We start from the raw sequence: 24,494 nt of genomic DNA on the forward strand, positions 1-24,494 counted from the left end.
TCCTGTTATTTATTCATTGTACATATCATCCAAAGTCACTTCTTTTGTCTTGGCTCCCTCCTTCACGGCATCACCATATGGGAAAGCAAGAAGATCATCGGATTTCAGGCCTGAAGTTACAACTGCATAATATCCGCTGTTCACAATGCTTCCCACTGTGATCTGCTGCTTTTTCAGTGTTCCCTTCACGTCTTTGTATACATAGCTGGTTCCATTTTCCGTACGGATAAATGCCTTCATCACAACCATACTGCCTTCGGCAAGTTTATTTGACTTCAGAGATACCGTCACATAATCCTGGTCGGTAAACTGCAATGAACGATCTGTGATCTCTGCATTAAAGGTGTAATACGATACATTGGGATTAGAATCTCCACCATAATAAGCATTTGAAGAATCCACCGGGTAATCGGATACATTCAGTACCTTCGCCTCAAAGCTGCCGGAATTATAACTGGTACACTGAAGAAGTGTTCCCTCCTTCATCTGATCCAGCATCAGTTCGCTGACCGTTCCGGTAACATAAAAACCATCTTTGCTTTTTACTTTCAGAAAAGCATCTCCATTATAAGAACCTGTGACTTCATCTCCGATGTAAGCAACCGTTCCATCCAGTTTGCTTGTTATCAGCTTGTTTTTTATTTTGTTCTCCAGCTTAGTGATTTTCAGATTATTTTCCTCAATATCCAGTTTCAAACTTGCGATCTTGTTTTTCTGGATCTTGATCGCATCCTCTCTTGACATGGTTGTGCCATCAGTACCGTCATCTCCATCACCGCTGTCATCCGGTATCTCATCATCATTTTTGTCATATTTGGAAGCCTCGTCCAGTGTAAATTCTGTTTCCGCATACATATATACCGGATTTTCAAGAAGACTTCCATCGATCAGATAATATCCTGTACAGGAAAGTGTTCTGTCTTGAAAATCAGCAATGGTATCATTCTCATGAAACTCCAGCTGGAACCAGCTACCGCCTTTCTGGACCACTTTGGTTCCATCCTCACTGTATCCCGCCATTCTGTTAAAGAAGGATCCCATCACCGTAACTTTGCCTTTGGCACTGCTTACAAGAAAAACATAGGGATCTTCTTCCGTACCGGTTCCTGTAAACGGCTGAGAAGTATAATCCAGCTTCTGATAAAATTCCGGTTCACCATCTGTGATCCCCGGAATTTCCGGTTCTGTTATATTGGGATCAGGAAGCTCATTGGGTCCCAGTGTGGGAGTCGGTGTCGGAGATACCGTTGGGGTGTCATCTTCTCCGGAACCCCAGTCCGTAGTCTCTCCGTCTGTAATATCATTGGCAGTAGGATCCTGGTAGGTCGGATCCATGATCAGATCCTCATCGGATGCAGTTGTATCCTCTTCCATATCCGCTGTGTCATCTCCGGTCATCTGCTCTGTTTCACTGTCCGTCGTTTCTCCGGACGGCATTTCTTCGGTAACTTTCTCTGCAGAATCTTCAAGATCTCCTTCTGTATCTGTAAAGGCACTGAGAAGTAATGGCCTGGAGGAAGCCGCTGCAAGATAGCTGCCATCTGCAGTAGCCGCGGAACCGGTAGTTGACTGCATATCCTCGTCTCCGTCACTTCCGGAAGGTGTATCCGTATTTGTCATTTCTCCGTCATTTCCTGTATCACCACCTGTAAGATTCAGGTCCGTATCATCAGTACTGTCTGTACTGTCTTCGATGGGACCTCCATTCTGAAGACTTGTCAGACGGTTCTGTGCTTTGGTCAGATCCTGCTCCTGCTTCTGCTGTTTCAGCTTTGCAATATTCAGTTCCATCTCTACAAGTGTCATATCAAAGGAGATCAGATTATCGCCTTTTTTTACATCATCACCCTGGGATACATATATTTTCTCGATGATCATATCTTTATCCATATTTACATTCTGAGAAACATTCGTGGTGATGGTTCCATCCAGTGTTGTCTCCGAATACCAGTCCGTCTGAAGATTGCTGACGCTGGTTACCGGCACCTCTGTTACCTTGGATTCTTTCACATGCATAAGCCCTGTGTAGATTCCTCCGGCTGCCAATGCCGCAACCAGTACACCAACGATCACTCTCTTCACCACTTTCATTCTATCACCTCTTTTCCTGCAGCTCACCGTCACGGATCATAACAACCCGTTTGGCATGTGCCGCGATCTCCGGGTCATGTGTGATCATCAGCACAGAAACTCCCTCATCGTTCAGCTTCTGAAACAGTTCCATAACCTGTGCTCCCGATTTCGTGTCCAGTGCCCCGGTAGGCTCATCTGCCAGCAAAAGCTTGGGATTGTTTACGATCGCTCTTGCAATAGCCACTCTCTGCATCTGTCCTCCGGAAAGCTGGTTGGGCTTAAAATCCACTCTGTCGGCAAGGCCTACACGCTCCAGAGCTTTTCGTGCACGTTCCCGGCGCTCCTTTTTGGGAACCCTTGCATAATTCAGCGGCAGTTCCACATTTGTCAGCGCACTCTGCCTTGGAAGGAGATGAAAGCTCTGAAATACAAATCCGATCGTTTTCAGACGGATATCTGACATCTCATTCTCTGTACATTTGGCAATATCTTCTCCATTCAGGAGAAAAGTTCCCTTGGTAGGTTTGTCCAGGCATCCGATAATATTCATCAGTGTAGTCTTTCCGGAACCAGAAGGTCCCATGATCGCCACATATTCTCCCTCCTCCATGGAAAAATCTACATCTTTCAATACAGGTACCGTCATTTTCCCCTGTTGATAATCCTTATATATTCCTTTTAAATCCAAAATCATTCTGTCGGCGCTCCTTCCATCGGAACAAGGTCATCTCCCGAAGAAATATCGTCTGTCGCATCCATCATGTCACTGTCGATCGCTCCATCTTCGATCATTTCAGGCTCTGAGCCATCACTTTCCGTGTACGCAGAATCATCAATACTTTCATCATCCTCGGAATCATCCCACATCGCCGCTGTAGTCTGATCTGCAGTACCTTCTGTGACAGACATACCTTCTTTCAGCTCATCTGTCGGAAATGCGATCTTATCTTTTTCAGAAAGTCCGTCTGCGATCTCATATTCCCCAAGATCTTCATCATACTGTCCTAATATGACATCTCTCTTCTCCAGCTTGTTCTGACCGTTTGCGATCCAGACATATGGGCTGTCTGTATCCGCATCCACGATAAAATAATCGTTCAGCCAGATACCGGACTTCTTCTCATCCTGTCCTTCGTCCGGTTCAATATACACATGCTGCCCCAGCATCAGACCCTCAGATGAATCCAGATTCACATAAAACGGATAGGTACTGGATGATGTCTGATCATCACTGGCACTGGACATTCCGAACATTGCCATATCCGAACTGCTGTTGCTGGTAGAATTATCCATGTCAACAGAGCCCATGGTGCCCTTCCAGGTTTTTGAAGAATCCACCCTGGAACGAATGATCACAGGAGTTCCCTCTATGATCGAATCACGGTTTATTTCATTTACCGTTCCCTTTACACGATAAGCACCTGTACTCAGGATCGTGATAAATGCATTGCCGGAGCTGTTTCCGGAACTGGAATCTGTGGAATCCGTCGTGCCTTCTGTCAGCGTATCCTCCACGCCCTCAGAATCATCACCGCCCATCTTGGAGGTATCGATCTTCTGGATCACTCCATCGATCTCACTGCGCACCTCGGTATTCTGCGTTGCCTGGGAAAGCTTATCGATCTCTGCCTGTTTGCTTTTCTGATCATATTCATTCTTCTTGAGATTCATTTTCTGTGTTTCGATCTCTATTGTATAGGAAAGCTGATTATCTGCTGTAGCTTTCTTTTTCTCAGCTTCCAGTGTAGTGATCTGATCAGATATACTTAACTGTTCGTTTTTCAGGCGGTCCAAGGCCAGCTGTGCTTCCTGAAGACTTTGCTGGATACTTCCAAGATCATACTGAAAAAGAAGCTGCCCTTTCTTGACTTCCTGACCGGTCTTTACCTGAACTTCTTTTACCTTTCGGCCGCTTTCGATCTTTACCTGAACCGTTTCCTGCGGTTCCACAACACCTGCATATCGGTTTTCCACTCCGGAATCCATTTCCGAAAGCTTGCTTATCTTTGTTACATATACAATATCGCTGCCTCCTGCGGACCCTGCATGATGTGTATAATAATACCATCCACCGGCTCCGATACCGGCTGCAAGTACAAGGACCCCAAGTGCGATCAAAATACGTTTTTTCATATCTGTCCCCTTTTCTCAGCATCGTACTAAAACTATCTGTTGCTTCAAACATCATAGCAGATTCACTCTAAAAAGAAAAGTCCCTGAAGAAAACGATGCAGATTTCACAGATTTTTCATAAAAAAGTCTCCTTTTTCTCCATTTTTGCGATATTTTGACTTTCGGTACTTTATCTGCTAAAATGTTGTAATATAACTTTTTTGAAAGGAAAGAACAATATGAAGACAGTGAAACATCTGCTGGCTTTCTTGATGATCATTCTTCTCTCAGTTTTTTTATGTAGCTGCTCCCAGTCGGCCAAAGCTCATGCGGAGAAGGCGATCAAAAAAGATCTGGATCTTCTTAAAAATCTGGACTCTGAAACAACCATGCAGTACATATCCTATCAGGAACTGTTTCCGGATTCTGAGGACAGCACAAAGCTTTCTGCTGACATAAAAGAAGTATTTTCTCTCTTCTTTCAGAATTTCGATTACAAAATCCTGGATATATCCGTTGATAGCGACGAAAAAAATGCTTCTGCGCAGCTTAAGCTTACTACTCTGGATGCTGAAGCTCTTGCCAGTGATTTTGTTTCTGCAAGCCTTCAGGAAGAAATACTGGAAACCGCCTCCGGTAAAGAAAATGATAACGGAAATTCCCTGGAGCAGCGTTATCTGCTCCTGTACAAGCTTCTCAAGAATAACACGTACAGTTCTGCAGAACGCAATACTTCCATCCAACTAAACAATCTTGGATCTTCTTCAGAACCTGACTGGGAGATTACGCACAGTTCCTCTCTCGAAAATGATCTGGTCGGTGGCCTTATCACCTATCTGTCCGATCCTGATCTTGTGCCGCCTGCCGAAACGCTTACCGTCTATCTGAAAACGCTTCAAGAAATGGATGTAAAGCAGATGGCTAATTATTTGGGGCTGGATTCCATTCTGAACACTTCAGATTCGGCAAAAAACGCCATTGCCTCTGCCCTTATGGAACAGTTTCACTCCTGTTTTAACTACAAAATATCAAGCACCTCTGTTTCCGGATATCTTGCTGAAGTGGACGCAGAGCTTACCACATTTGACAGTAATTCCATTCTTACACAGTACGAAAAAGAATTGAATACTTATCTGGCTTCTGCTGATGCAGTGATCGACGGTTCCCAGAAGCGTTACAACAAATCACATGAACTGCTTCTGGACAGTATCAGGAATAATCAGGCAACCATAACTGCCACTGCTACCTTCCATCTCACAAACGATGGTGCATCCTGGAAGCTTGAGAATGCAGGTACCGAACTGGGCAATGCCATCTTCGGAACTCTTACCGCTTCACCGGTTCCTGAAGATTCTACCGAAGATAACGAATAAAGAATAAAAGCTAGAAAACCCGTGAATATCTGCTTTCTCTGACAGGAAAGCGTGATCTTCACGGGTTTTTTATATTCTTCTTTTTTATATTCCGGATATGATCTTTATAAAAAGCAATGCAAGGACTATAAGAATAATAGGCCGTATGATCCGGCTTCCGTTTTTCATAACCATACCTGCACCGGTATAATGTCCTGCGATCGAGAACACTGACGCTGCAATTCCAAGCATGATCACAATCTTTCCGCTGAGCAGAAATACAACAAGAGCCGCTACATTAGAAGAGAGGTTGGTAACCTTCATGGTACCGGATGCTTTTGCCACACTCATTTTTCCCAATCCTGTAAACAAAAGCAGGAGAAAAGTTCCTGTTCCTGGTCCATAAAATCCATCGTAGCATCCTACAGCAAGAGAGCATACGGCACAGAGCAGGATCTGTTTTTTTCTGGCGATCTCGCCACCCTTCTCATCCATATTTTTCTTGCGCAGCACATAAAAAGCAACCACCGGAAGAACAGGGATCAGCATATAACGCAGGAGCTTATCACTGGCTATAAGAGCAAGGTGAGCTCCTATGGAAGATCCCAGGAGTGCCATTGGAATACATGGAAGCACCAGGATCCAGTCCACAAATTTATTTTTGCACAGACGGACAGTTGAGATCAATGTTCCTGTTGCTGATGACAGCTTGTTGGTGGCAACAGCATTATGTACAGGAACTCCGGCCAAAAGATAAGCAGGCAGGGAGATCAGTCCTCCCCCGCCTGCTACAGCATCTACAAATCCGGCAAGAAATACAAGTGGACAAACGATCAGAAATGTATAGATTGTCGGCTGCATGATCTTTTATTCTTCCTCTTCTTTCTGCGGCTCAAGGTCAAGTCCCAGCTCATGAAGCTGTGCCTCACTTACCTGGCTAGGAGACTGAGTCATCAGACAGGAGGCATCCTTAACCTTCGGGAATGCAATAACATCACGGATCGTATCTGCCTTTGCCATAAGCATAACAAGTCTGTCAAGGCCATATGCAAGTCCTGCGTGTGGCGGAACTCCATATTTGAAGGCATCCAGAAGGAATCCGAACTGCTCATGTGCAGCTTCTTTTGTGAAGCCAAGTGCCTCAAACATTCTTTCCTGAATATCATCCTGATGGATACGCACGCTGCCGCCGCCGATCTCATTTCCGTTAAGAACGATGTCGTATGCTTTTGCACGAACCTTTCCCGGATCTGTGTCAAGAAGCGGAAGATCCTCCTCCATAAGCATGGTGAACGGATGGTGCATTGCTGTAAAACGGTTCTCCTCCTCGCTCCACTCAAGAAGCGGGAACTCTGTTACCCATACGAAACGATACTCATTTTTATCTAAAAGATCCATCTGTTTTGCAAGCTCAAGACGGAGTGCTCCCAGTACATCGTATACCAATTTTGTCTTATCTGCTGCAAAAAGAAGAAGATCTCCTGGCTTGCCGTCCATAGCTTTTACAAGAGCATCCATCTCTTCATCTGTCATAAACTTGGCGAAAGAAGACTTTCTGGTTCCGTCCTCTGCAATGGCAATATATGCAAGACCTTTTGCACCATAACCTTTTACGAACTCAACAAGCTTATCGATCTTCTTTCTCGGCATTGCGCCCTGACCTTCTGCATTGATACCACGAACACTTCCGCCGTTCTCAAGCGCACCTGTGAACACACCAAATCCGCAGTCTTTTACGATATCACTGACATCATGAAGTTCCATACCGAAACGCATATCCGGCTTGTCGGAACCAAAACGATCCATAGCTTCCTGCCAGGTAATTCTCTGGATCGGGAGTTTTACATCGATATCCAGAACTTCTTTGAACAGGAATGCAAGATATCTCTCGTTAACATCGATAACATCGTCTACATCAACAAAGGAAAGCTCCATATCGATCTGTGTGAACTCCGGCTGACGGTCAGCACGAAGATCCTCATCACGGAAGCATCTTGCGATCTGGATATAACGATCAAATCCAGAGCACATCAGAAGCTGCTTGTACAGCTGCGGAGACTGTGGAAGGCCATAGAAGCTTCCCGGATGAACACGTGATGGTACCAGATAGTCTCTGGCTCCCTCAGGAGTACTCTTTCCAAGCATCGGTGTCTCAATCTCAAGAAATCCCTCTTCTGTAAAGAACTGTCTTGTAAGCTGGGCAACCTTGCTCTTCATCATGATATTTCTCTGAAGATCCGGTCTTCTTAAATCAAGATAACGATATTTAAGTCGGATCTCATCTTTTGTCTTGCTATTCTCCTCGATCGGGAATGGAGGAACATCTGCCTCAGCAAGAACACGGAGGGATTTTACACGAAGCTCGATCTCGCCAGTTGCAAGATTCTCGTTTACTGCTCCTCCACGTTTCTCTACGGTACCGGTTACAGCAATAACAAACTCACTACGCAGTTTACCTGCTTTTGTAAAGCCTTCTTCGTCAATGCTGCCATTCTCAAAAATCAGCTGCATGATCCCGGAACGGTCACGAAGATCCACAAATACAAGACCTCCTTTATTTCTGGCTTTTGCCACCCATCCCATTAATGTTACTTCTTTTCCGACCATCTCTGTGGTCACTTCTGCACATCGGCAAGTTCTGTGCAGTCCCTGCATGCTTTCAGCCATCTCTTTATCCTCCTCTGACTATTTTTTTCATAGTCATTTTAATTTACTCTGCTATCTCCGTTTTCAGACGGGCAGTTTCAGTCTCTGTTGAAAAATTCTACATACTCTGTATAACCATCTGCTGCCAGCTGGTCTTTCTGGAATTTTTTGTTCTTTTTCATAATAGAGATATTGATCTGTGTACCTGCACTTCTTTCCTCAGTTGCCTGTTTCAGGATGTTCAGAAGCTTGTCTGCCGGCATGTTCTTCTCGATCAGATATGCTTTCTTGCCATTCTTGGTTGGAATCTCATAGCCTCTCTCAAGAAGCAGCATAACGATTCTCTCAAATCCAATGGAGAAACCACAAGCACAGGTATTATTTCCTGTAAATTTACCGATCATCTCATCGTAACGTCCGCCTCCACCGACGCTTCCGCCGAACTCATCCATGGAAATCTCAAAGATCGGACCTGTGTAATAGGACATTCCACGTACCAGTGTAGGGTCAAAGGACATTTTGAAGTCTGCTGTTTTTACAGATTCTACAGTGTTGATGATCGTTTCAAGATCCTCTGCAATACCTGCTTCCAGAACATCAGAAAGTTTTTCTTTAATATAACGGACACCCTCAACATCGTTGGTGATCTCACGGAAAAGTCCAAGATAAGTGTCAATGCTCTCTTTCGCAAAGCCCTCTTTCTCAAGCTCCTCTGCAACTCCCTCGATGCCGATCTTATCCATCTTGTCAAGAATAATAAAGACAGTATCAAAGCTCTCTGCCGGGAATCCACTGTACTGAGCCATTGCCTTCAGGATCCTTCTGTCATTGATACGGATCGTAAAGTTATGGAAATCCAGTTTTCCAAGAAGTGTTGTAGTTGCAAGTACAAGCTCGATCTCAGCAAGATAGGTCGGCTCACCCAGGATATCGATATCACACTGCATAAACTGACGGAAACGACCTCTCTGCGGACGGTCAGCTCTCCATACATTTCCCATCTGAAGTGCCTTAAACGGAGCCGGAAGCTCGTTTGCATTATTGGAATAATATCTGGAAAGCGGTACGGTCAGGTCATAGCGAAGTCCGGAATCTGTCAGATCATTCTCTGTTTTTGCAGTATCCAGTTTCAGTTTCTCGCCTCTCTTCATGATCTTGAAGATCAGTTTTTCATTTTCACCGCCCTGCTTGCTGCAGAGATTCTCAATATGTTCTACACAGGGAGTTTCAATTGCGGAAAAACCAAAGGTTCCGTACGTCTCTCTGATCATATTCATCACATAGTTACGGATTGCCATTTCCTTCGGTAAAATGTCCTTCATTCCTGTAACCGGTTTCTTTTTTAATGCCATAGTTTCCTCCTTTATGAATCACCCTCTGAAATGCAAGAAACACCTGCATGTCAAAGTTTTTAATCTCATCGATCATCAGTCTTAAAACTTCATCATTTTCCAGAGCTTTCCGATATGGTCTGTCCATACTCAAAGCCGCATATACATCACATACTCTCAGGATCCTTGCACCCATAGGGATATCCTTTCCGCTTCTGTTGCTGGGATAACCGCTGCCGTCAAAATTCTCATGATGATAAAGAATACTTTCCAGAACATAATCGGAATATCCCTGGTCTTTCAGGATCTCATAACCTAATGTGGAGTGCATGCGAACATATTTCAGTTCTTCAATGACCATCGGATTCTGCTCTTGGCCATTAATGTATCCTTCCAATTTCAGCTTGCCTATATCATGGAGCATTCCGGCAATAGCCAGCTGATAACATTCTTTCTCACCAAGTCCAAGCTCCTTTGCCACATCATAGGCAAGGTTACTGACAACAACCCCATGCTTCAGCTCTGCGGAAAGATCCATTTCCAGAATCCGGTCCTGCGTAGTTTCACTTATCTTCTGTACGCTTTTCAAGGATCCGTCTCTCCTTTCCGTCTACAGCCATTTTGCAATGCCCTCGCGTTTTCTCTCGATCATTTCATCGATACGTGTGATATAATTGACAACATCCTTCACATTCTCCACACGCTCAATGCGCTGTCCGTGATCAAACACAAGCTTGGAGGAACCACCTGCACCCAGTGCGATGATCGGCTGCTTTTCCTCCATAATCAGTATATTGTAAATCCCTGCTTTGTCAACCTCAGAATACCCAACGTTCTCAAAATTCCCCTTCATATTCTTCTGTCTGTACAGATAATAAGGACCCATTCCCATCTCGTAGGCCGTTTTCATAGTCAGATCCATGATCTCCTGATTGTTTTCAAAGGTCATCTCCTGGTATTTATCACGGAAAATATTCAGTCTTGCCGCACGCTTTACAGCAAGAGAATGTACGGTCAGGCTGTCCGGCCCGAGAGCTTTTACCTCGTCCAGTGTATGCTGCACTTTTGTGATATCTTCGCCGGGAAGACCCACGATCAGATCCATATTGATATTGTCGAATCCGGCTTTTCTTGCCAGATGAAACGCATTCTTTGTCTGTTCTACTGTATGACGTCTGCCAATGATATCCAGGGTTTCCTGATTCATGGTCTGTGGATTTACAGAAATCCTGGTAACCGGAAACTCCCGGATCGCCTGAAGCTTTTCCAAGGTTATACTGTCCGGTCTTCCTGCCTCAACCGTAAATTCTTCCAGCTCCTCACAGGGAAAATATTCCGTGATCGCGCCAAGAAGTCTCCGAAGCTGATCCGGCTCCAGTGTGGTAGGTGTTCCCCCACCGATATAGACCGTATCCAGCTTCCGGTTTTTCATCATCCCGGAAACAGCCCGGATTTCCTTTACCAGCGCGTCCAGATACGCCTCCACATATTTACGCCATCTCTCCAGCGGATAGGAACTGAATGAACAGTACAGACAGATACTCGGACAGAAAGGAATGCCAACATAAAGGCTGTAACCGTTTTCATAATCAATGTTTTTCAGGATATCCCGCTCACGATTTGCGATGGTAACTGCAAGAGCTGTTTTCTCCGGACTTACCAGATACTGATCTCTCATATATCTGGCGATCTCCGTATTTTTCATTCCGGACTCCAGCATTCCCATAGCCATTTTCACAGGACGGATGCCTGTAAGATTTCCCCAGGGAAGTGTCTTTCCTGTAGCTTTGGAAAGCATCTGATACAGGGCGTATTTGATCGCGTCTTTTTTTTTTCTGCGGATATCATGGGCATCATTGCAAGAAATAAGGGCATCCGAAGCTTCTCCACTGGATTGCCCTTCTATCACAGCCCCATGAGCTGTTTTTTTCTCTATTCCGTTGTTGTAACTGATGGTATAACCTTCTTCATCACGTAAGACCCGGAAGCGGATATCATAATCCGCATCATCCTCTTCATAAAGAGAAACGATCTCATTTCCGGGATAAAACGCTTTGATCAGTTCATACACATCATGCTCAAAATCTCTGTTCTGAAACAAAATGCCAATCTTATACAAATGGATTATACCTCTTTTCATAACCAATGGTTGTGGATGCGTCATGCCCCGGAAATACTTCTGTATCCTCCGGCAAAGTATCCACAAGCTTATGAAGGCTTCTTACGATCTCAGCAGAACTTCCGCCAGGAAAATCGGTTCTTCCCACAGAGCCGCAAAACAATGTATCTCCGCTGAAAAGCACACCTTCGTCTTTGATATAATAGCAGCAGCTTCCTTTGGTATGTCCCGGTGTGTGGAACATCTGGATGGAAAATCCGGCCGCTTCGAAAATCTGCCCGTCATCCAGAAGAACCTCCGGCTTAATTGAACAGGCACTTCCATAAACAGCAGTCATATTTATCGTGGGCTCTGCCAGCATTGCTTCTTCCTGCCTGCATGCATAAACCGGGATCTGATATTTTTCCTTCACTTCCTTTACAGCCATGATGTGATCAAAATGACCATGTGTCAGAAGGATCCCCACCGGTTTTCCCTGCATAAGAGATACTTTCTGAAAAACTTTTTCTGCATAGTCTCCCGGGTCTACGATCAGCAGTTCTCCGGTCTCTTTATTTTTCAGAAAATAGCAGTTGGTAAACACCTGGCCCAGCACACACTGCTGCATTTCAAGTTTACTCATAAAAATTCCTCCGTTTATCGGGTCAGCCCGTTGTTCGCTCTACATCAAGAACACTTTCAACCTGACGGATCTTTTCGATCAGAGAATTCAGTTCCTGTTTGCTGCATACATTAAAGGACATGGAAATCGTGGCGCGTTCCTGCTTGTTGGTACGGCTGTTAATGGAACGAAGATCGATCTTCCTCTCTGTAAAGATCTTGGAAATATCCACCAGAAGTCCGGTACGGTTATTTGCATAAACCTGGATCTCCGCTTCGTATTTCTCGGAATCCGCTCTGTCCGGCATCTGCCACTCTGCTTCAATGAGACGTTTCCGGTCAATCTCAGGCATGTTGAGCACATTCACACAGTCTGTACGATGAATGGTGATCCCTCTTCCTCTTGTTACAAAGCCTACGATCTCATCTCCCGGGATCGGACTACAGCATTTGGAAAAACGAACTGCCACATCATGAATGCCTTTTACTACAATGCCACTCTTACTCTTGGCAATGTGAAGCTTCTCCTGTGATTCAGAAGCTGCCTCCAGGACCTGTTCATCTGTAAGATTCTTCTTATGCTCCCTCTCATAGGCTTCTACCAGCTTGTTAAACACCTGACCTTCTTTCAGGCCGCCATGTCCGATCGCTGCCAATACAGAATCCCAGTCTCGGAAACCATATTTATGCATTACCGATTCCATATACTGTGGCTTGGTATATATGCCTGGTTTAAAGCCCTTGGTCTTGGCATACTGATTCAGCATGTCCTTACCCTTCAGGATATTATCTTCCTTCAGTTCTTTCTTAAACCACTGGTTGATCTTATTCTTAGCCTGTGTGCTCTTTACGATCTTCAGCCAGTCACGGCTGGGGCCCTGAGAATTCTGGGATGTTATGATCTCAATACGATCACCGTTTTTGATCTTATATTCAATAGGAACAAGTTTGCCATTGACCCTGGCACCTACCATCTTGTTTCCTACTGCACTGTGCACGCTGTATGCAAAATCAATAGGCGTAGAACCATTTGGGAGTGTTTTTACATCTCCCTGGGGAGTGAAACAGTAAACACTGTCTGCAAAAAGATCCAGATCATTTTTCAGAAGACTCATGAACTCCCGGTTATCGGACATGTCACGCTGCCACTCCAGGATCTGGCGCAGCCAGTTCAGCTTCTCTTCCTCACTCTTTCCAGGTTTCTTACCATCGGAAGTTTCCTTATATTTCCAATGAGCCGCAATACCGTATTCTGCGGTTTTATGCATTTCAAATGTACGGATCTGGATTTCGAAAGGCTGTCCGTTAGGACCGATCAGTGTTGTATGCAGAGACTGATACATATTGGCTTTCGGCATTGCGATATAATCTTTGAATCTGCCGGGGATCGGCTTGTACATCTCATGGATAACACCAAGAGCTGCATAACAGTCCTTCACAGTATCTACAATGATACGTACAGCAAACAGGTCATAAATCTGATCAATGGTTTTATCCTGATTGACCATCTTCTTATAGATGCTGAAGAAATGCTTCACACGGCCATCCACCTGTGCCCTGATATTGGCATCCTCCATATGCTGCTTTACCTGTTTCACGATAGAATTAACAAATTCCTCACGGGCACTTTTGCGAAGAGCAACCTTTTCTACCAGATCATAGTAAACATCCGGCTTCAGATACTTAAGAGAAAGATCATCCAGTTCCACCTTGATCTTGGAAATACCAAGCCGCATCGCGATGGGAGCATAGATATCCATGGTTTCTCTTGCTTTCTCCTGCTGTTTCTCTGGTCTCATATATTGCAGGGTACGCATATTATGAAGACGGTCCGCAAGCTTGATCAGGATGACGCGGATATCCTTAGCCATTGCAAGGAACATCTTTCTTAAATTCTCAGCCTGAACCTCTACCTTGTCCTTGGAATAGGACAGCTGTCCCAGCTTGGTAACACCATCTACCAGAAGTGCTACCTCAGAACCAAATTCCTTTTCCACCTCTTCATACGTCATCCAGGTATCCTCTACCGCATCATGAAGAAGACCTGCCACTATGGTCTCCTTATCCAGCTCAAGATCCGCAAGGATGATTGCAACACAGAGAGGATGAATGATATAAGGTTCACCGGATTTACGTTTCTGATCCTTATGTGCCTCGCTGGCCACTTTATAGGCCTTTTCGATCATGGAAATATCTGTAGACGGATGATATTTCTTCACGCTTTTTATAAGCTCCTGATAAAGAACCTCAGGGCTTGTAAAATCATGCATGGATTTCACCGCCGCATCTGCCTTCCGGACAGACTCTCTTTTTTCTTCTTCCTTCTGTATCTCAATGTTTTGTTTTTCCGTATTTTTTGTCTCTGCCATTAAATCCCACCTGCCTGTGCACAATTTCATACTGCCGTATGACTACAACAGTTCACATCCCCTTCCACCGACAAAAAATCATTTTCCGTCGTAACAGATCACAGATGCCACATCATAACCTTTGAGACGCTCACGTCCCTTCAGACCTGCAAGCTCCATAAGGAAAACCACCTTGACAACCTCGCCGCCAAGCTCCTCCACAAGCTTGATGGCAGCTTCCACGCTTCCGCCCGTAGCGATCAGGTCATCCACAATAACAACCTTCTGTCCCGGCTTGATGGAATCCTTATGCATCTCGATAGTTGCACTTCCATACTCCAGCTCATAGGTTCTGGAAACGGTCTCACATGGAAGTTTTCCTGCTTTGCGGACCAGAACAAAGGGTTTGTGAAGATTATATGCGATCGGCATACCAAAGATAAAGCCTCTGGATTCAAGACCTGTGATCACATCGAACTCCTCACCCTCCAGACAATTCTGCATAGAATCAATGGCAAGCTGTAATCCATCCGCATCCTGAAGGACGCTGGTAACGTCACGGAAAATAATCCCTGGCTCTGGAAAGTCCGGGATACTTCTTACATATTCTTCTATTTTTTTCATAATAACCTCCAATGGTTTAATTTGTCAATCAGATGTTAGATAGTATAGCACTTTTTCTGTAGGGAATCAATGTGCAACCCGACAGAACTCGCGGAATTACGACAGGCCCTGGACTGCATATTGCCCAGTACAGAGCCTTCTTTCCTGTTTTACAGTCAATTACTCGCTGTCAGGATCTGCATTTTAGTGATACCTTCTCCTGTTATTCTGTAATATAATTTCGGATTACGATCTGTAAGGTCTCTCTTCCCTGATAACGGTTGATCTCAGGATAATATGTGACCGCAATACTTCCACATTTTTTTATTCTATCAACAAATTCATCTGCTTCTCCAAAATATACTGCTTCCACTACACAGCCGGTACTGTCTGATAGCTGAAGCTTTGCCACATTCCTATTTTTGCCAAGAATACGGCTGCTTAAAACCCGAAGTCCCTTCTGTGCAAAAATCGGTTTGGTATTTCCCTTTCCAAAAGGCTCCAGCAGGGATATCTCTTCCACAAGTTCCTTATTTATATAGGAAACCGGCATTGGCACATCGATCAGGATCTTTGGAGCCAGATCCTTTTCTGTCAGAGTACAGTTTTCGTTTAACCGTCTGCGGAACTCTTCCACATTTTCTTCTTTAATGGATAATCCTGCCGCCATAGGATGACCGCCATACTGTTCCATCAGATCTCCGCATTTTACCAGTTCCTCAAACATGGAATAGCTTTCTATAGAACGTCCGCTGCCTTTCACCATTGTTTCACCTTTTGTCAGGACAAAGACCGGTTTATTGTACTTTTCTCGGATACGTCCCGCAATAATTCCGGCCAGACTTTCGTGACAGTCCGGTAAATAGATCACAAGAACCCTGTCCTGTCCAATTTCTGTCTCTTCCACAATACGGATCGCTGCTTCCTTTCCCTCTTCTGTGAGAGCTTTTCTGCTTTGATTCAGTGCAGTCAGATCACCGGCAAGTTTTGCTGCTTCATCTTCCGTCTCCGCACAGAGCAGTTTCAGGGAACGTGCAGCGGTATCCAGTCTTCCACTGGCATTGATACATGGTCCCAGCACAAACCCTACATGATAGGCAGTGATCGTCCCATCCTCCAGGCCATTGGCACGGATCAGTTCACGGAGACCTTTGTTAGAAGTGTGGGAAAGTCGTTTCAGGCCTTCCTTTACAAGGATGCGGTTTTCACCCTGAAGATCCATCACGTCTCCCACCGTGGCAATGGCTCCTAATTCCAGAAAATCTTCCAGCTCTTTTTCCGGAATCCCGCATGCCTCATAGAGAGCTGTCACCAGCTTCAACGCAACAACTGCTCCGCACAATCTTTTCTCCGGATAATTACAGTCCGGCTGTTTTGGATTTACAATGGCATCAGCCGGCGGAAGGATCAGTTCTCTTCCATCTTCCGTTTCTTTATAGGGAATTTCATGATGATCGGTTATTATCGCCGTCATTCCCTTCTCTTTAGCCATAGTGATTTCATTGTACGCCGCAATTCCATTATCACAGGTAACAATTACGTCAATCCCATCATTCACTGCTCTTTCGATCAGGTGCTCATGGATTCCATATCCGTCCGCCACACGGTCCGGAATATATGTATCTGCCAGAGCTCCTGCACGCTTCAGTCCTTTGATCAGAATGAAGGTCGATACTACCCCATCAATGTCATAATCGCCTATAATACGGATGCGTTTTTTTTCCTTTATTTTATTCCGCAGGATCTCCACTGCCTTATCCACATCTTTCATCAAATGTGGAGAAGCCAGTTCGTCCACCTTTCCATAAAGATATCTGCGAATTTCATCCCTGTCCTGTACATCCCGGTTTCGGATCAGTCTGGCGATCACCGGATCAATTCCGAACTCTTTTCCAATTGCCGCAAAGTCCGCCCGTTTTGCAGCAACAACCCATCGTTCCATGTTGTTTCCTCCTTGATGCTTTGCCGCTTTCTTTCTTCAAAGCAACACAATAACCGTATTGTAACTCATACTCCTGCATAGCTGCAAGTTTTTTATGCCACACAAAAAAACGTTCCGCCAGGAAATATTCTTTCCCGGTACGGAACGTTTCTGTTATTCAGCAATTTTATTCAGATTTCTCCTCATCATTCTGCTGCTTTGCTGCCTCCTGCGCTGCAAGGCGCTCAGCAACTCTTTTACGGTTTTTCTTCTTCGGCTGCTGAGCTGTCTGCTGTCCGGATGGCTGTTTTACCTTTTTCTCAGATTTCTCGGAAGAAATCTTTGCGGAAGCTACTACAGCTGCCGGTGCTGCAACACGATTTTTTCTGAATGTTTTCATAGTGTACCACAGAGCACCAGTGATGCATACAGAAGAATATGCTCCACCGATGATACCTACCATCAGCGGTGCTGCAAATTCTTTAATTGAGGAAACACCCATTACATAAAGAATTGCAACCATTACAAATGTTGTCAGGGATGTGTAAATGCTTCGTGTCAGAGTTTCTGTAACACTGGTATTTACGATCTCTTTCAGTTTCTCATCCTCAACTTTCTTTCTGCCTCTCATATTCTCACGGATACGGTCGAAGATGACAATAGTAGCATTGATGGAATAACCTACGATCGTCAGCATACACGCAATAAATGTATTTCCCACAGATGTTCTGGAAATAACATAAAACGCAAGTACGACCAGGACATCATGAAGAAGTGCAAGTACTGCACTGCTTGCAAAGCGGATATCCTTAAAACGGAACCAGATGTAAAGAAGCATGAAGATCGCAGCTACGATAACCGCTACGATAGCGTCTCTTCTCATCTCATTGCTGACAGTAGCGGAAATATTCTCCGATGTGATCAGACTTGTATCTACATCAAAATTTTCCTCCAATGCCTTATTCAGTGCTTCTCGTTCCTTAAGATCCAGAGAACGTGTTTTGATCACTACCTGATTGGTTCCCTGCACCTTGGTCGGCTGTACATTCTTATCACCTGTCACTGCCTCAACAACCGGTGTTACCTCGGAATCGATTTCCTTGATATCCATCTCTTTATTGAAGGTTACATTGGTAGAAGTACCGCCGGAAAACTCCAGACTGTAATTCATGGCTTTGTCACCGATCACATTACTGTGGACCAGCATTCCTACAGGTCCGCAAAGGATCAGGATAATGGAAACAGCAAAGAAGATTTTTCTCTTTCCAACGAAATCCACAACCTTACGTTCCTTGGCAATGCCATAGAATTTCGGGTCACGAACACCAATTGCGTATACCGCATTAATAACAAGCCTGGATATAACCAGTGCTGTAAACATGGAGATCACGATACCCATTGCCAGCGTGTAGGCAAACCCCTTAACAGAACCGGAGCCAAGCCACATCAGCACACAAGCCGCGATCAGTGTTGTGATGTTTCCATCAAAAATAGCGGAAAACGCTTTGCCGAATCCACTTTTGATCGCTGCATGGACAGAAAGGCCTGCCGCGATCTCCTCACGGATTCTGGCGTAGATGATAACATTGGCATCCACTGCCATACCAATGCCCAGGATGATACCTGCAATACCCGGAAGCGTAAGGGTGATATCAAAGGCATTCAGTGTGATCAGCATTAAGGTTGTATAAAGAACCAGTGCAACAGATGCAACCAGACCTGGGATACGGTATGCGATGATCATGATCAGCATAACGATCACAAGACCGATCGCTCCGGCTTTTACACTTGTTGCGATGGCTTCTTCACCAAGCTGTGCAGCAACTACGCTGGAACGAAGCTCGGTAAGCTCAAGACTTAAGGAACCGATTCTTATGTAAGAAGCAAGATTCTGTGCCTCTTCTGTACTTGCCATTCCGGTGATCTGAGCTTTTCCGCCGGAAATCTCCTCATTTACATTCGGAGCGCTTAAAACCTGATTGTCATATACGATTGCGATCTGCTTTCCAACATTTGCCTTGGTAGCTTCCGCAAATTTGGTTTTTCCATTCTTTGTAAGAGTCAGACTGACTGCATATTTCTGGGAGCTTGTGGATGAATCCTGATAAGCACCTCCCTCAGCGTCTGCAACGTCTGTACCTTCCAGTACAACAGATCCGGCTTTCTGGATATCCTCAATACTTCTTGCAAGAACATATCCACTCTCACTGTTTCCTGTTGTAAAATTCTGGTTTCCGTCTGCATCTGTCTGATCGATAAAATACAAAGAACCTGGCTTTCCAAGTTCTTCCAGGATCGCATTTGCATCTGATACTCCTGGAATCTCAATGGTGATACGGTTGGAACCTTCCTGATATGCCTGTGCCTCAGTACTGTACTGAGAAACACGCTGCTGCATCTTGTAAACAGTATCGGACATGTCTTCCTTGCTCGGATTACTGTCCTTAGCCTGGTATGTGATGCTGACACCGCCGGCAAGATCAAGTCCGGTGTTGATATTCTTAGCCGAACCTGTTCCTGTAGGACCAATGCCTACCGCAGCCACATAGCAGAAGAATACTGTGACAATTGCTGTCAGAAGCAGCACTGCAATTCCTCTACTTTTCTTCATTTTCTTTTTCCTCTCTTATTCCGCCAAAGCGGCTTTTATCATGATAGCGCACTCCACACGCTTCCTCTGGAGTTCGCATCCGATCTTATAATTCCCCCGGATATCTCCGCCGAAATGGTAACCATTTGCCGCACAGCCGCCGCTGCAGTAGAATCTGGCAAAACAGTCTTTACAGTCCGGTTTCGTATAGACGTTACATCTTCCAAAGTCTTTTACGATTTCAGGCTTTGTGATTCCCTCGTCTACATTACCCATAAGGTACTGTTCCTCACCCACAAACTGGTGACATGGATAAAAATCTCCCCACGGAGTAACAGCCAGGTACTCGGTTCCTGAGCCGCATCCGGAAAGTCGTTTGTATACACACGGACCACCGGTAAGGTCTATCATAAAGTGGAAGAAGTTGAATCCTTTTCCCTCTTTTTCTCTTTTGATCATTTCTTTTGCAAGAATATCATACTGTTCCAGGATCTGTGGGATATCCTCCTCACGGATCGCATACTCTTCTGTATCTGCTGCCACGACCGGCTCAACAGAAATCTGCTTGAAGCCAAGATCTGCCAGATGCAGAACATCCTGAGAGAAATCAAGATTATGATGAGTAAAGGTTCCTCTTACATAATACTTGTCCTGATTTCTGGATTCCGCAAATTTCTCAAATTTCGGCATGATCAGATCATAGCTTCCTGCACCCTTACGGAACGGGCGCATGTAGTCATGAACTTCTTTTCTACCGTCCACGCTTAAGACAACATTTCCCATTTCCTTATTGCAGAATTCCATCACCTCATCATTTAAAAGAACGCCGTTGGTTGTCAGTGTGAAGCGGAATTTTTTGTTATGAAGTTTCTCCTGTTCTCTTCCGTATTTCACAAGATCCTTTACAACCTGCCAGTTCATAAGAGGCTCGCCGCCAAAGAAATCCACTTCCAGATTCTTTCTGGAGCCGGAATTAGCGATCAGGAAATCCAACGCTTTTTTTCCTACCTCAAAAGACATCAGCGCACGTCTTCCGTGATACTCTCCTTCTTCTGCAAAACAATATCTGCATGCCAGATTACAGTCATGAGCAATATGAAGGCAAAGAGCCTTTACAACGGTCTGGCGGTTTTTGGTAAATTCATCAATGATATTCTCATAAATATCTTTTGTAAAAAGCATTCCCTGTTCCTGAAGCTTCTTACATTCAGTTACAGAGGTTTCTACATCCTCTTTCTTAAAACGGTCGCCAAGCTTCTCAGCAATGGCAGCCGCTTCCATGCCTTCTTCAAGATACGGCAGCACCTCATAGGTTACTTCATCTACTAGGTGGATACAGCCGCTGTTGATATCCAGCACAATATTATATCCATTACTTTGATAACGGTGAATTAAACTCATCTTCCCGCAATCCTTTCTAAAATTCTTTTATAACCCGACAAAACGCGCCCTCCGGCGCGTTTTGCTGGATACCTGTTACTTTCAAATAAAACAAGTGAAGCAGCGGATCTCCCGCTGCTTTCCACTCATTCAACGGCTGCTTCTTATTTATGCTCGCAGCTCTGGTTTCCTACTGTACAGGAAGTCTTGCAAGCAGACTGACAGGATGTCTGACATTCGCCACATCCACCCTTCTTAACCGTGTTCTGAAGGTTCTTTGTATTTAATGTCTTGATATGTTCCATGATATATCCTCCTTTATGTATTCTATTCTTCGCCTAGTATAGCATAAAATCATCGATTTTCAAAGCATTTTTTTGTAAGCTTTTACGACAGCATCCCACCAATGGCTCCGCCACCAAGACACATGAAAAAAGTAGTCAACGCATGGGCAAAGGTCATATCCCATTTCCCCTGTGCCAGAAAAGATACCAGAAGCAGCAGAACATAATAGGAAAGCCCGGTAACGATCCCCCATATATATCGGTCTTTCCGTATGATCTTTCCCGCCATAAAACCTCCGACCAGGCAGGATACTACATAAATAATAATGATCCCCACCGCCGCCGTCCCTCCTCCGAATTCAAACTGAAAGAGCAGAAACGCCAGTATCAGAAGAAAAAGTCCTGTCACTCCATAGGCTAGCAGCAATGATCGTAATATTGCTTTTCCCTTCATAAAAAAGCCCTCCCACAGTCATTATATGGGAGAGCTTTTTCTCTTATTCTTATTCTTTACTTCTTTCTTTTCTTAAAAAACACTGCTACACCAGCTACAACTGCCGCTACCACAAACAAGATCACAAACGGAAGGATCTGAGTGTTATCTCCGGTATTTACCTGTTTCTTGGATGTTGTTGCAGAAGACTGTTCTTCAGCCTCCTTCTCCGCCGTATCACTGTTCTGAGAAGAAGACTGTTCCTGATCTGTGCTATCTGAAGTCAGATTCTGAGATGTCTCTGCCGTATTGGTGTCTGTACTGTCTGTTTCTGCAGAATCTGCAGTACCTGAAGATGCAGTATCCGAAGATGAAGCATCAGCTGCAGGTGTAACCGTTGCACCGGTATTGCTTTCAGCATCTGGCCCTACCAGAGATTTACTTCCAGCGATGCCAAATGGGCTGAATGAATGTGTACTGAAAGTCATTGTGGCACCATCCATGCTTGGAATGATGGTCTCCATTGCGCCATTATCAAGAAGGTGTTCAATCGAATATGTATAGCCTGCCTTTACAGGTACAGTCACACTGATATACTCCCCATCCGGAATTTTATACTCTGTATTATTCTGTGTATCCCAGAGTTCAAACTCATAGGATTTAAAGATTGTTGCATCTTCTTCATTGGTAAACTGATAGTCCTCACCACCAGAAACACGAAACTGTACATACCACGGAAGATCGATTCCTGATACAGTTATTCCATCACAGGTATGATTTTGAGACGCAATTTCCTCTTTTTCTGTTTCTGTCAGATCGGTAGCTGCATTCTGAGGGCGTTTATCCTCTGTATCATCTTTCCTGTCAAAAATATTATCCTTGTTTTCTTCAGTATCAGGAGTCTCCGTAATTTCCGGGATCGCGGTAATTTCAGCATCGTTATCTTTTTCATGATTCTCATCGTCTCTATTCTCAGATGCTGCATCAGGATCCATACCATCTTCTGCCGCCGGAGTTATCGTTACAGCAGGAGTTTCCACAGCTTCTGCTTCTTCCCCATCCTGAGTTTTATTATCCTCAGATGGTGCAACTGTTACCTCCGGAGCTTCTGTTATCTCCGGATCCCTTTTTTCCTCTCCACTGGCATCTGCTGCATCTGTTGTATCTGAAGAATCTGAAGAAGACTGCTCCGTTTTTCCTGTTGTCTCCAGATCTTCTTTATTTTCCTGGGCACTGTCATCCTGCAGACCTTCGTTCTTCTCCTCATTCTCTGCAGTGCTGTCCTCTGTTTCTTTTACAGAAGTATCTGCATCACTCTCATTGACGTCGGTTCCATTTTCCTCTTTATCATCGGTTCCATAGGATTCTCCTGAATCTGAATCAGAAGAATCGGAACTTTCCTCACTTCCGGAATTTTCCTCTGTACTGTCAATGCTGCTGACCACAACTGTCACGGAACCTGTAAGTGTTCCTGAATTACTGTCCCACCCCGGAAGGCCTGAAAGGTCAGCACCTGCAGCAGGTTTGAACACTACCCCACAGGATTGCACACGTTTGTCCGGAACATAAGAACTATCTGCCCAGGAAAGAGTTCCATACGCATTAGATGGGAGCGCAATGTTAGCAAGAGCTGTAGGGCTGTCAATAGTTATATTATCCGGGATCACAGCACCGGATTCTATACCTGAAGAGTTCTCCGCATATGCCGGAAAGGTCTGTCCTCCGATCAGTGTCATGGACAATGCCGCTGCTGCCAGTATTGAAAAGCTTCTGCTAAATGTAATCTTTGTGTTCTTTTTCATAATAATCTGCACCTCTATATTCAAAATCTAAGATTCATATTTGCCTTTTGTCAAAAAATTCAGTTATATAAAATATCGAACGCATGTAACATGCGCTCGAACCAATATTTCTCCAAAAATTAATATCTTGTTAATCTTTCGTAACAGATATTTCTTTTTTTCGTCAAATGCATTATAACACAATTCTTTTTTTTACGACACCCCTAAATTAATTTTTTTTGAGCATCAATGAAAATTGTTTAATTATTCTAGTTATTTCCCCCATTACCTCATCAATTCCATCATTTGTCATAATCCACGTATTTTTATCTATAGAATCCACACAACACGAACTCACAAAGAATTCCGTATCCGGATAAAGCAACTTGTAATACATCAACGCACGTCTTGCATGACAGGTTTTACAGCAGAGAATCGCCTTTTTGATATCCAGGTATTCTCTGTCTGTTACCTGCCGGGAATAAATTGCGTTCTCATAAGTGTAGGTTGCCTGATCTTCTTTCAGAATTGCTTCTTCCGGTACACCATTCTGCATCAGAACATCTTTCAAAAAATCCCATTCCGTTTTGTATGTCCCACAATAACATTCTTTCTTGTCAAGAACTCCTGTAAATCTCCCTGCTGTGATACTGTATCTTCCACTGGGCAGGATCTTTGGTGCAAACCCATTCCTGTAAAGCTCCGCTGCTTTTTCCGCCATTTGAGGATATCCGTTTCCCGGAACAAAGATCACATCCGCTTTTTCCGGCTTATCTTCTATAAACATGAAATCTTCTATCTGTTTCAGAAACTCTTCGTACATTATTTTCTATGTCCTTTCTTTACCATCTGCAGCTAAATCCCGGATCAAAAGATATTTATCTGACAGGTATCCCTTATCCAGCTTTCTGTATTGCCTAA

General features: G+C 44.4%; 19 protein-coding genes. 1 reads left to right on the plus strand and 18 read right to left on the minus strand.

Going from position 1 to position 24,494, the window contains the following annotated elements:
• Window positions 1-9 precede the first annotated feature (9 nt).
• The 3 genes from LI091_RS13395 to LI091_RS13405 are packed head-to-tail and all read right to left on the minus strand — an operon-like array spanning window position 10 to window position 4,206.
• Window positions 10-2,091: a hypothetical protein gene (locus LI091_RS13395; protein ID WP_265191249.1), complete on the minus strand. Its 2,082-nt coding sequence runs from the start codon at window positions 2,089-2,091 to the stop codon at window positions 10-12.
• Window positions 2,092-2,095: 4 nt separating this feature from the next.
• Complete coding sequence (locus LI091_RS13400; RefSeq protein ID WP_015524653.1) at window positions 2,096-2,767, minus strand: ABC transporter ATP-binding protein; 672 nt, start codon at window positions 2,765-2,767, stop codon at window positions 2,096-2,098.
• Window positions 2,764-4,206, minus strand: a complete 1,443-nt coding sequence (locus LI091_RS13405; protein WP_265191250.1) for an efflux RND transporter periplasmic adaptor subunit — start codon at window positions 4,204-4,206, stop codon at window positions 2,764-2,766. Before LI091_RS13405 ends, LI091_RS13400 begins: the two co-directional genes overlap by 4 nt.
• A 218-nt stretch (window positions 4,207-4,424) precedes the next feature.
• Between LI091_RS13405 and LI091_RS13410 the strand changes: the two genes are divergently transcribed.
• A complete protein-coding gene (locus LI091_RS13410; RefSeq protein WP_265191251.1) occupies window positions 4,425-5,558 on the plus strand; it encodes a hypothetical protein in 1,134 nt (377 codons plus the stop codon).
• Window positions 5,559-5,642: 84 nt separating this feature from the next.
• Here the strand turns inward: LI091_RS13410 and LI091_RS13415 are convergent, their stop codons facing one another.
• The 15 genes from LI091_RS13415 to LI091_RS13485 form a co-directional block, all read right to left on the minus strand.
• A complete protein-coding gene (locus tag LI091_RS13415) occupies window positions 5,643-6,398 on the minus strand; it encodes a sulfite exporter TauE/SafE family protein (RefSeq protein ID WP_021650384.1) in 756 nt (251 codons plus the stop codon).
• Window positions 6,399-6,404: 6 nt separating this feature from the next.
• A complete protein-coding gene (gene aspS / locus LI091_RS13420) occupies window positions 6,405-8,204 on the minus strand; it encodes an aspartate--tRNA ligase (RefSeq protein ID WP_015524642.1) in 1,800 nt (599 codons plus the stop codon).
• A gap of 77 nt (window positions 8,205-8,281) precedes the next feature.
• Window positions 8,282-9,535 carry a histidine--tRNA ligase gene (gene hisS / locus LI091_RS13425; RefSeq protein WP_114002783.1) on the minus strand — a complete coding sequence of 418 codons (1,254 nt, stop codon included), beginning with the start codon at window positions 9,533-9,535 and terminating at the stop codon, window positions 8,282-8,284.
• Window positions 9,468-10,103: an HD-GYP domain-containing protein gene (locus LI091_RS13430; RefSeq protein WP_021650382.1), complete on the minus strand. Its 636-nt coding sequence runs from the start codon at window positions 10,101-10,103 to the stop codon at window positions 9,468-9,470. The genes hisS and LI091_RS13430 overlap by 68 nt, the downstream gene beginning before the upstream one ends.
• Before the next feature lie 21 nt (window positions 10,104-10,124).
• The gene (gene hemZ, locus LI091_RS13435; protein WP_265191252.1) at window positions 10,125-11,654 is read right to left on the minus strand and encodes a coproporphyrinogen dehydrogenase HemZ; all 1,530 of its coding nucleotides are present in this window, start codon (window positions 11,652-11,654) and stop codon (window positions 10,125-10,127) included.
• Window positions 11,626-12,255, minus strand: a complete 630-nt coding sequence (locus tag LI091_RS13440; protein WP_114002781.1) for an MBL fold metallo-hydrolase — start codon at window positions 12,253-12,255, stop codon at window positions 11,626-11,628. The genes hemZ and LI091_RS13440 overlap by 29 nt, the downstream gene beginning before the upstream one ends.
• A gap of 22 nt (window positions 12,256-12,277) precedes the next feature.
• The gene (locus LI091_RS13445; RefSeq protein ID WP_015524639.1) at window positions 12,278-14,602 is read right to left on the minus strand and encodes a RelA/SpoT family protein; all 2,325 of its coding nucleotides are present in this window, start codon (window positions 14,600-14,602) and stop codon (window positions 12,278-12,280) included.
• A 78-nt stretch (window positions 14,603-14,680) separates the two neighbouring features.
• On the minus strand, window positions 14,681-15,205 hold the full coding sequence (locus tag LI091_RS13450) for an adenine phosphoribosyltransferase (protein ID WP_161208536.1): 525 nt from the start codon (window positions 15,203-15,205) through the stop codon (window positions 14,681-14,683).
• A 202-nt stretch (window positions 15,206-15,407) separates the two neighbouring features.
• Complete coding sequence (gene recJ, locus LI091_RS13455) at window positions 15,408-17,126, minus strand: single-stranded-DNA-specific exonuclease RecJ (protein WP_129975270.1); 1,719 nt, start codon at window positions 17,124-17,126, stop codon at window positions 15,408-15,410.
• Between the two features lie 166 nt (window positions 17,127-17,292).
• Window positions 17,293-19,716 carry a protein translocase subunit SecD gene (gene secD / locus LI091_RS13460; protein WP_129975272.1) on the minus strand — a complete coding sequence of 808 codons (2,424 nt, stop codon included), beginning with the start codon at window positions 19,714-19,716 and terminating at the stop codon, window positions 17,293-17,295.
• Window positions 19,717-19,731: 15 nt separating this feature from the next.
• A complete protein-coding gene (scfB, locus tag LI091_RS13465) occupies window positions 19,732-21,096 on the minus strand; it encodes a thioether cross-link-forming SCIFF peptide maturase (RefSeq protein WP_129975275.1) in 1,365 nt (454 codons plus the stop codon).
• A 143-nt stretch (window positions 21,097-21,239) separates the two neighbouring features.
• A complete protein-coding gene (gene scfA / locus LI091_RS13470) occupies window positions 21,240-21,380 on the minus strand; it encodes a six-cysteine ranthipeptide SCIFF (protein WP_015524633.1) in 141 nt (46 codons plus the stop codon).
• 82 nt (window positions 21,381-21,462) lie between these two features.
• Window positions 21,463-21,813: a TIGR04086 family membrane protein gene (locus LI091_RS13475; protein ID WP_021650373.1), complete on the minus strand. Its 351-nt coding sequence runs from the start codon at window positions 21,811-21,813 to the stop codon at window positions 21,463-21,465.
• A gap of 56 nt (window positions 21,814-21,869) precedes the next feature.
• Window positions 21,870-23,594 (minus strand): hypothetical protein, encoded by a 1,725-nt coding sequence (locus LI091_RS13480; protein ID WP_022427130.1) that lies wholly within the window; start codon window positions 23,592-23,594, stop codon window positions 21,870-21,872.
• Between the two features lie 208 nt (window positions 23,595-23,802).
• A complete protein-coding gene (locus tag LI091_RS13485) occupies window positions 23,803-24,396 on the minus strand; it encodes a YdcF family protein (protein ID WP_021650371.1) in 594 nt (197 codons plus the stop codon).
• Window positions 24,397-24,494: the final 98 nt, after the last annotated feature.

Source organism: Blautia sp. MSK20_18, assembly GCF_020553125.1.
GTDB lineage: Bacteria > Bacillota > Clostridia > Lachnospirales > Lachnospiraceae > Blautia_A > Blautia_A fusiformis.

Bases quoted from the DNA above. Each gene is read 5' to 3' on its own strand.
- LI091_RS13395 (WP_265191249.1), bottom strand. From the start codon at position 2,091: ATGAAAGTGGTGAAGAGAGTGATCGTTGGTGTACTGGTTGCGGCATTG.
- LI091_RS13400 (WP_015524653.1), bottom strand. From the start codon at position 2,767: ATGATTTTGGATTTAAAAGGAATATATAAGGATTATCAACAGGGGAAA.
- LI091_RS13405 (WP_265191250.1), bottom strand. From the start codon at position 4,206: ATGAAAAAACGTATTTTGATCGCACTTGGGGTCCTTGTACTTGCAGCC.
- LI091_RS13410 (WP_265191251.1), top strand. From the start codon at position 4,425: ATGAAGACAGTGAAACATCTGCTGGCTTTCTTGATGATCATTCTTCTC.
- LI091_RS13415 (WP_021650384.1), bottom strand. From the start codon at position 6,398: ATGCAGCCGACAATCTATACATTTCTGATCGTTTGTCCACTTGTATTT.
- aspS (WP_015524642.1), bottom strand. From the start codon at position 8,204: ATGGCTGAAAGCATGCAGGGACTGCACAGAACTTGCCGATGTGCAGAA.
- hisS (WP_114002783.1), bottom strand. From the start codon at position 9,535: ATGGCATTAAAAAAGAAACCGGTTACAGGAATGAAGGACATTTTACCG.
- hemZ (WP_265191252.1), bottom strand. From the start codon at position 11,654: ATGAAAAGAGGTATAATCCATTTGTATAAGATTGGCATTTTGTTTCAG.
- LI091_RS13440 (WP_114002781.1), bottom strand. From the start codon at position 12,255: ATGAGTAAACTTGAAATGCAGCAGTGTGTGCTGGGCCAGGTGTTTACC.
- LI091_RS13445 (WP_015524639.1), bottom strand. From the start codon at position 14,602: ATGGCAGAGACAAAAAATACGGAAAAACAAAACATTGAGATACAGAAG.
- LI091_RS13450 (WP_161208536.1), bottom strand. From the start codon at position 15,205: ATGAAAAAAATAGAAGAATATGTAAGAAGTATCCCGGACTTTCCAGAG.
- recJ (WP_129975270.1), bottom strand. From the start codon at position 17,126: ATGGAACGATGGGTTGTTGCTGCAAAACGGGCGGACTTTGCGGCAATT.
- secD (WP_129975272.1), bottom strand. From the start codon at position 19,716: ATGAAGAAAAGTAGAGGAATTGCAGTGCTGCTTCTGACAGCAATTGTC.
- scfB (WP_129975275.1), bottom strand. From the start codon at position 21,096: ATGAGTTTAATTCACCGTTATCAAAGTAATGGATATAATATTGTGCTG.
- scfA (WP_015524633.1), bottom strand. From the start codon at position 21,380: ATGGAACATATCAAGACATTAAATACAAAGAACCTTCAGAACACGGTT.
- LI091_RS13475 (WP_021650373.1), bottom strand. From the start codon at position 21,813: ATGAAGGGAAAAGCAATATTACGATCATTGCTGCTAGCCTATGGAGTG.
- LI091_RS13480 (WP_022427130.1), bottom strand. From the start codon at position 23,594: ATGAAAAAGAACACAAAGATTACATTTAGCAGAAGCTTTTCAATACTG.
- LI091_RS13485 (WP_021650371.1), bottom strand. From the start codon at position 24,396: ATGTACGAAGAGTTTCTGAAACAGATAGAAGATTTCATGTTTATAGAA.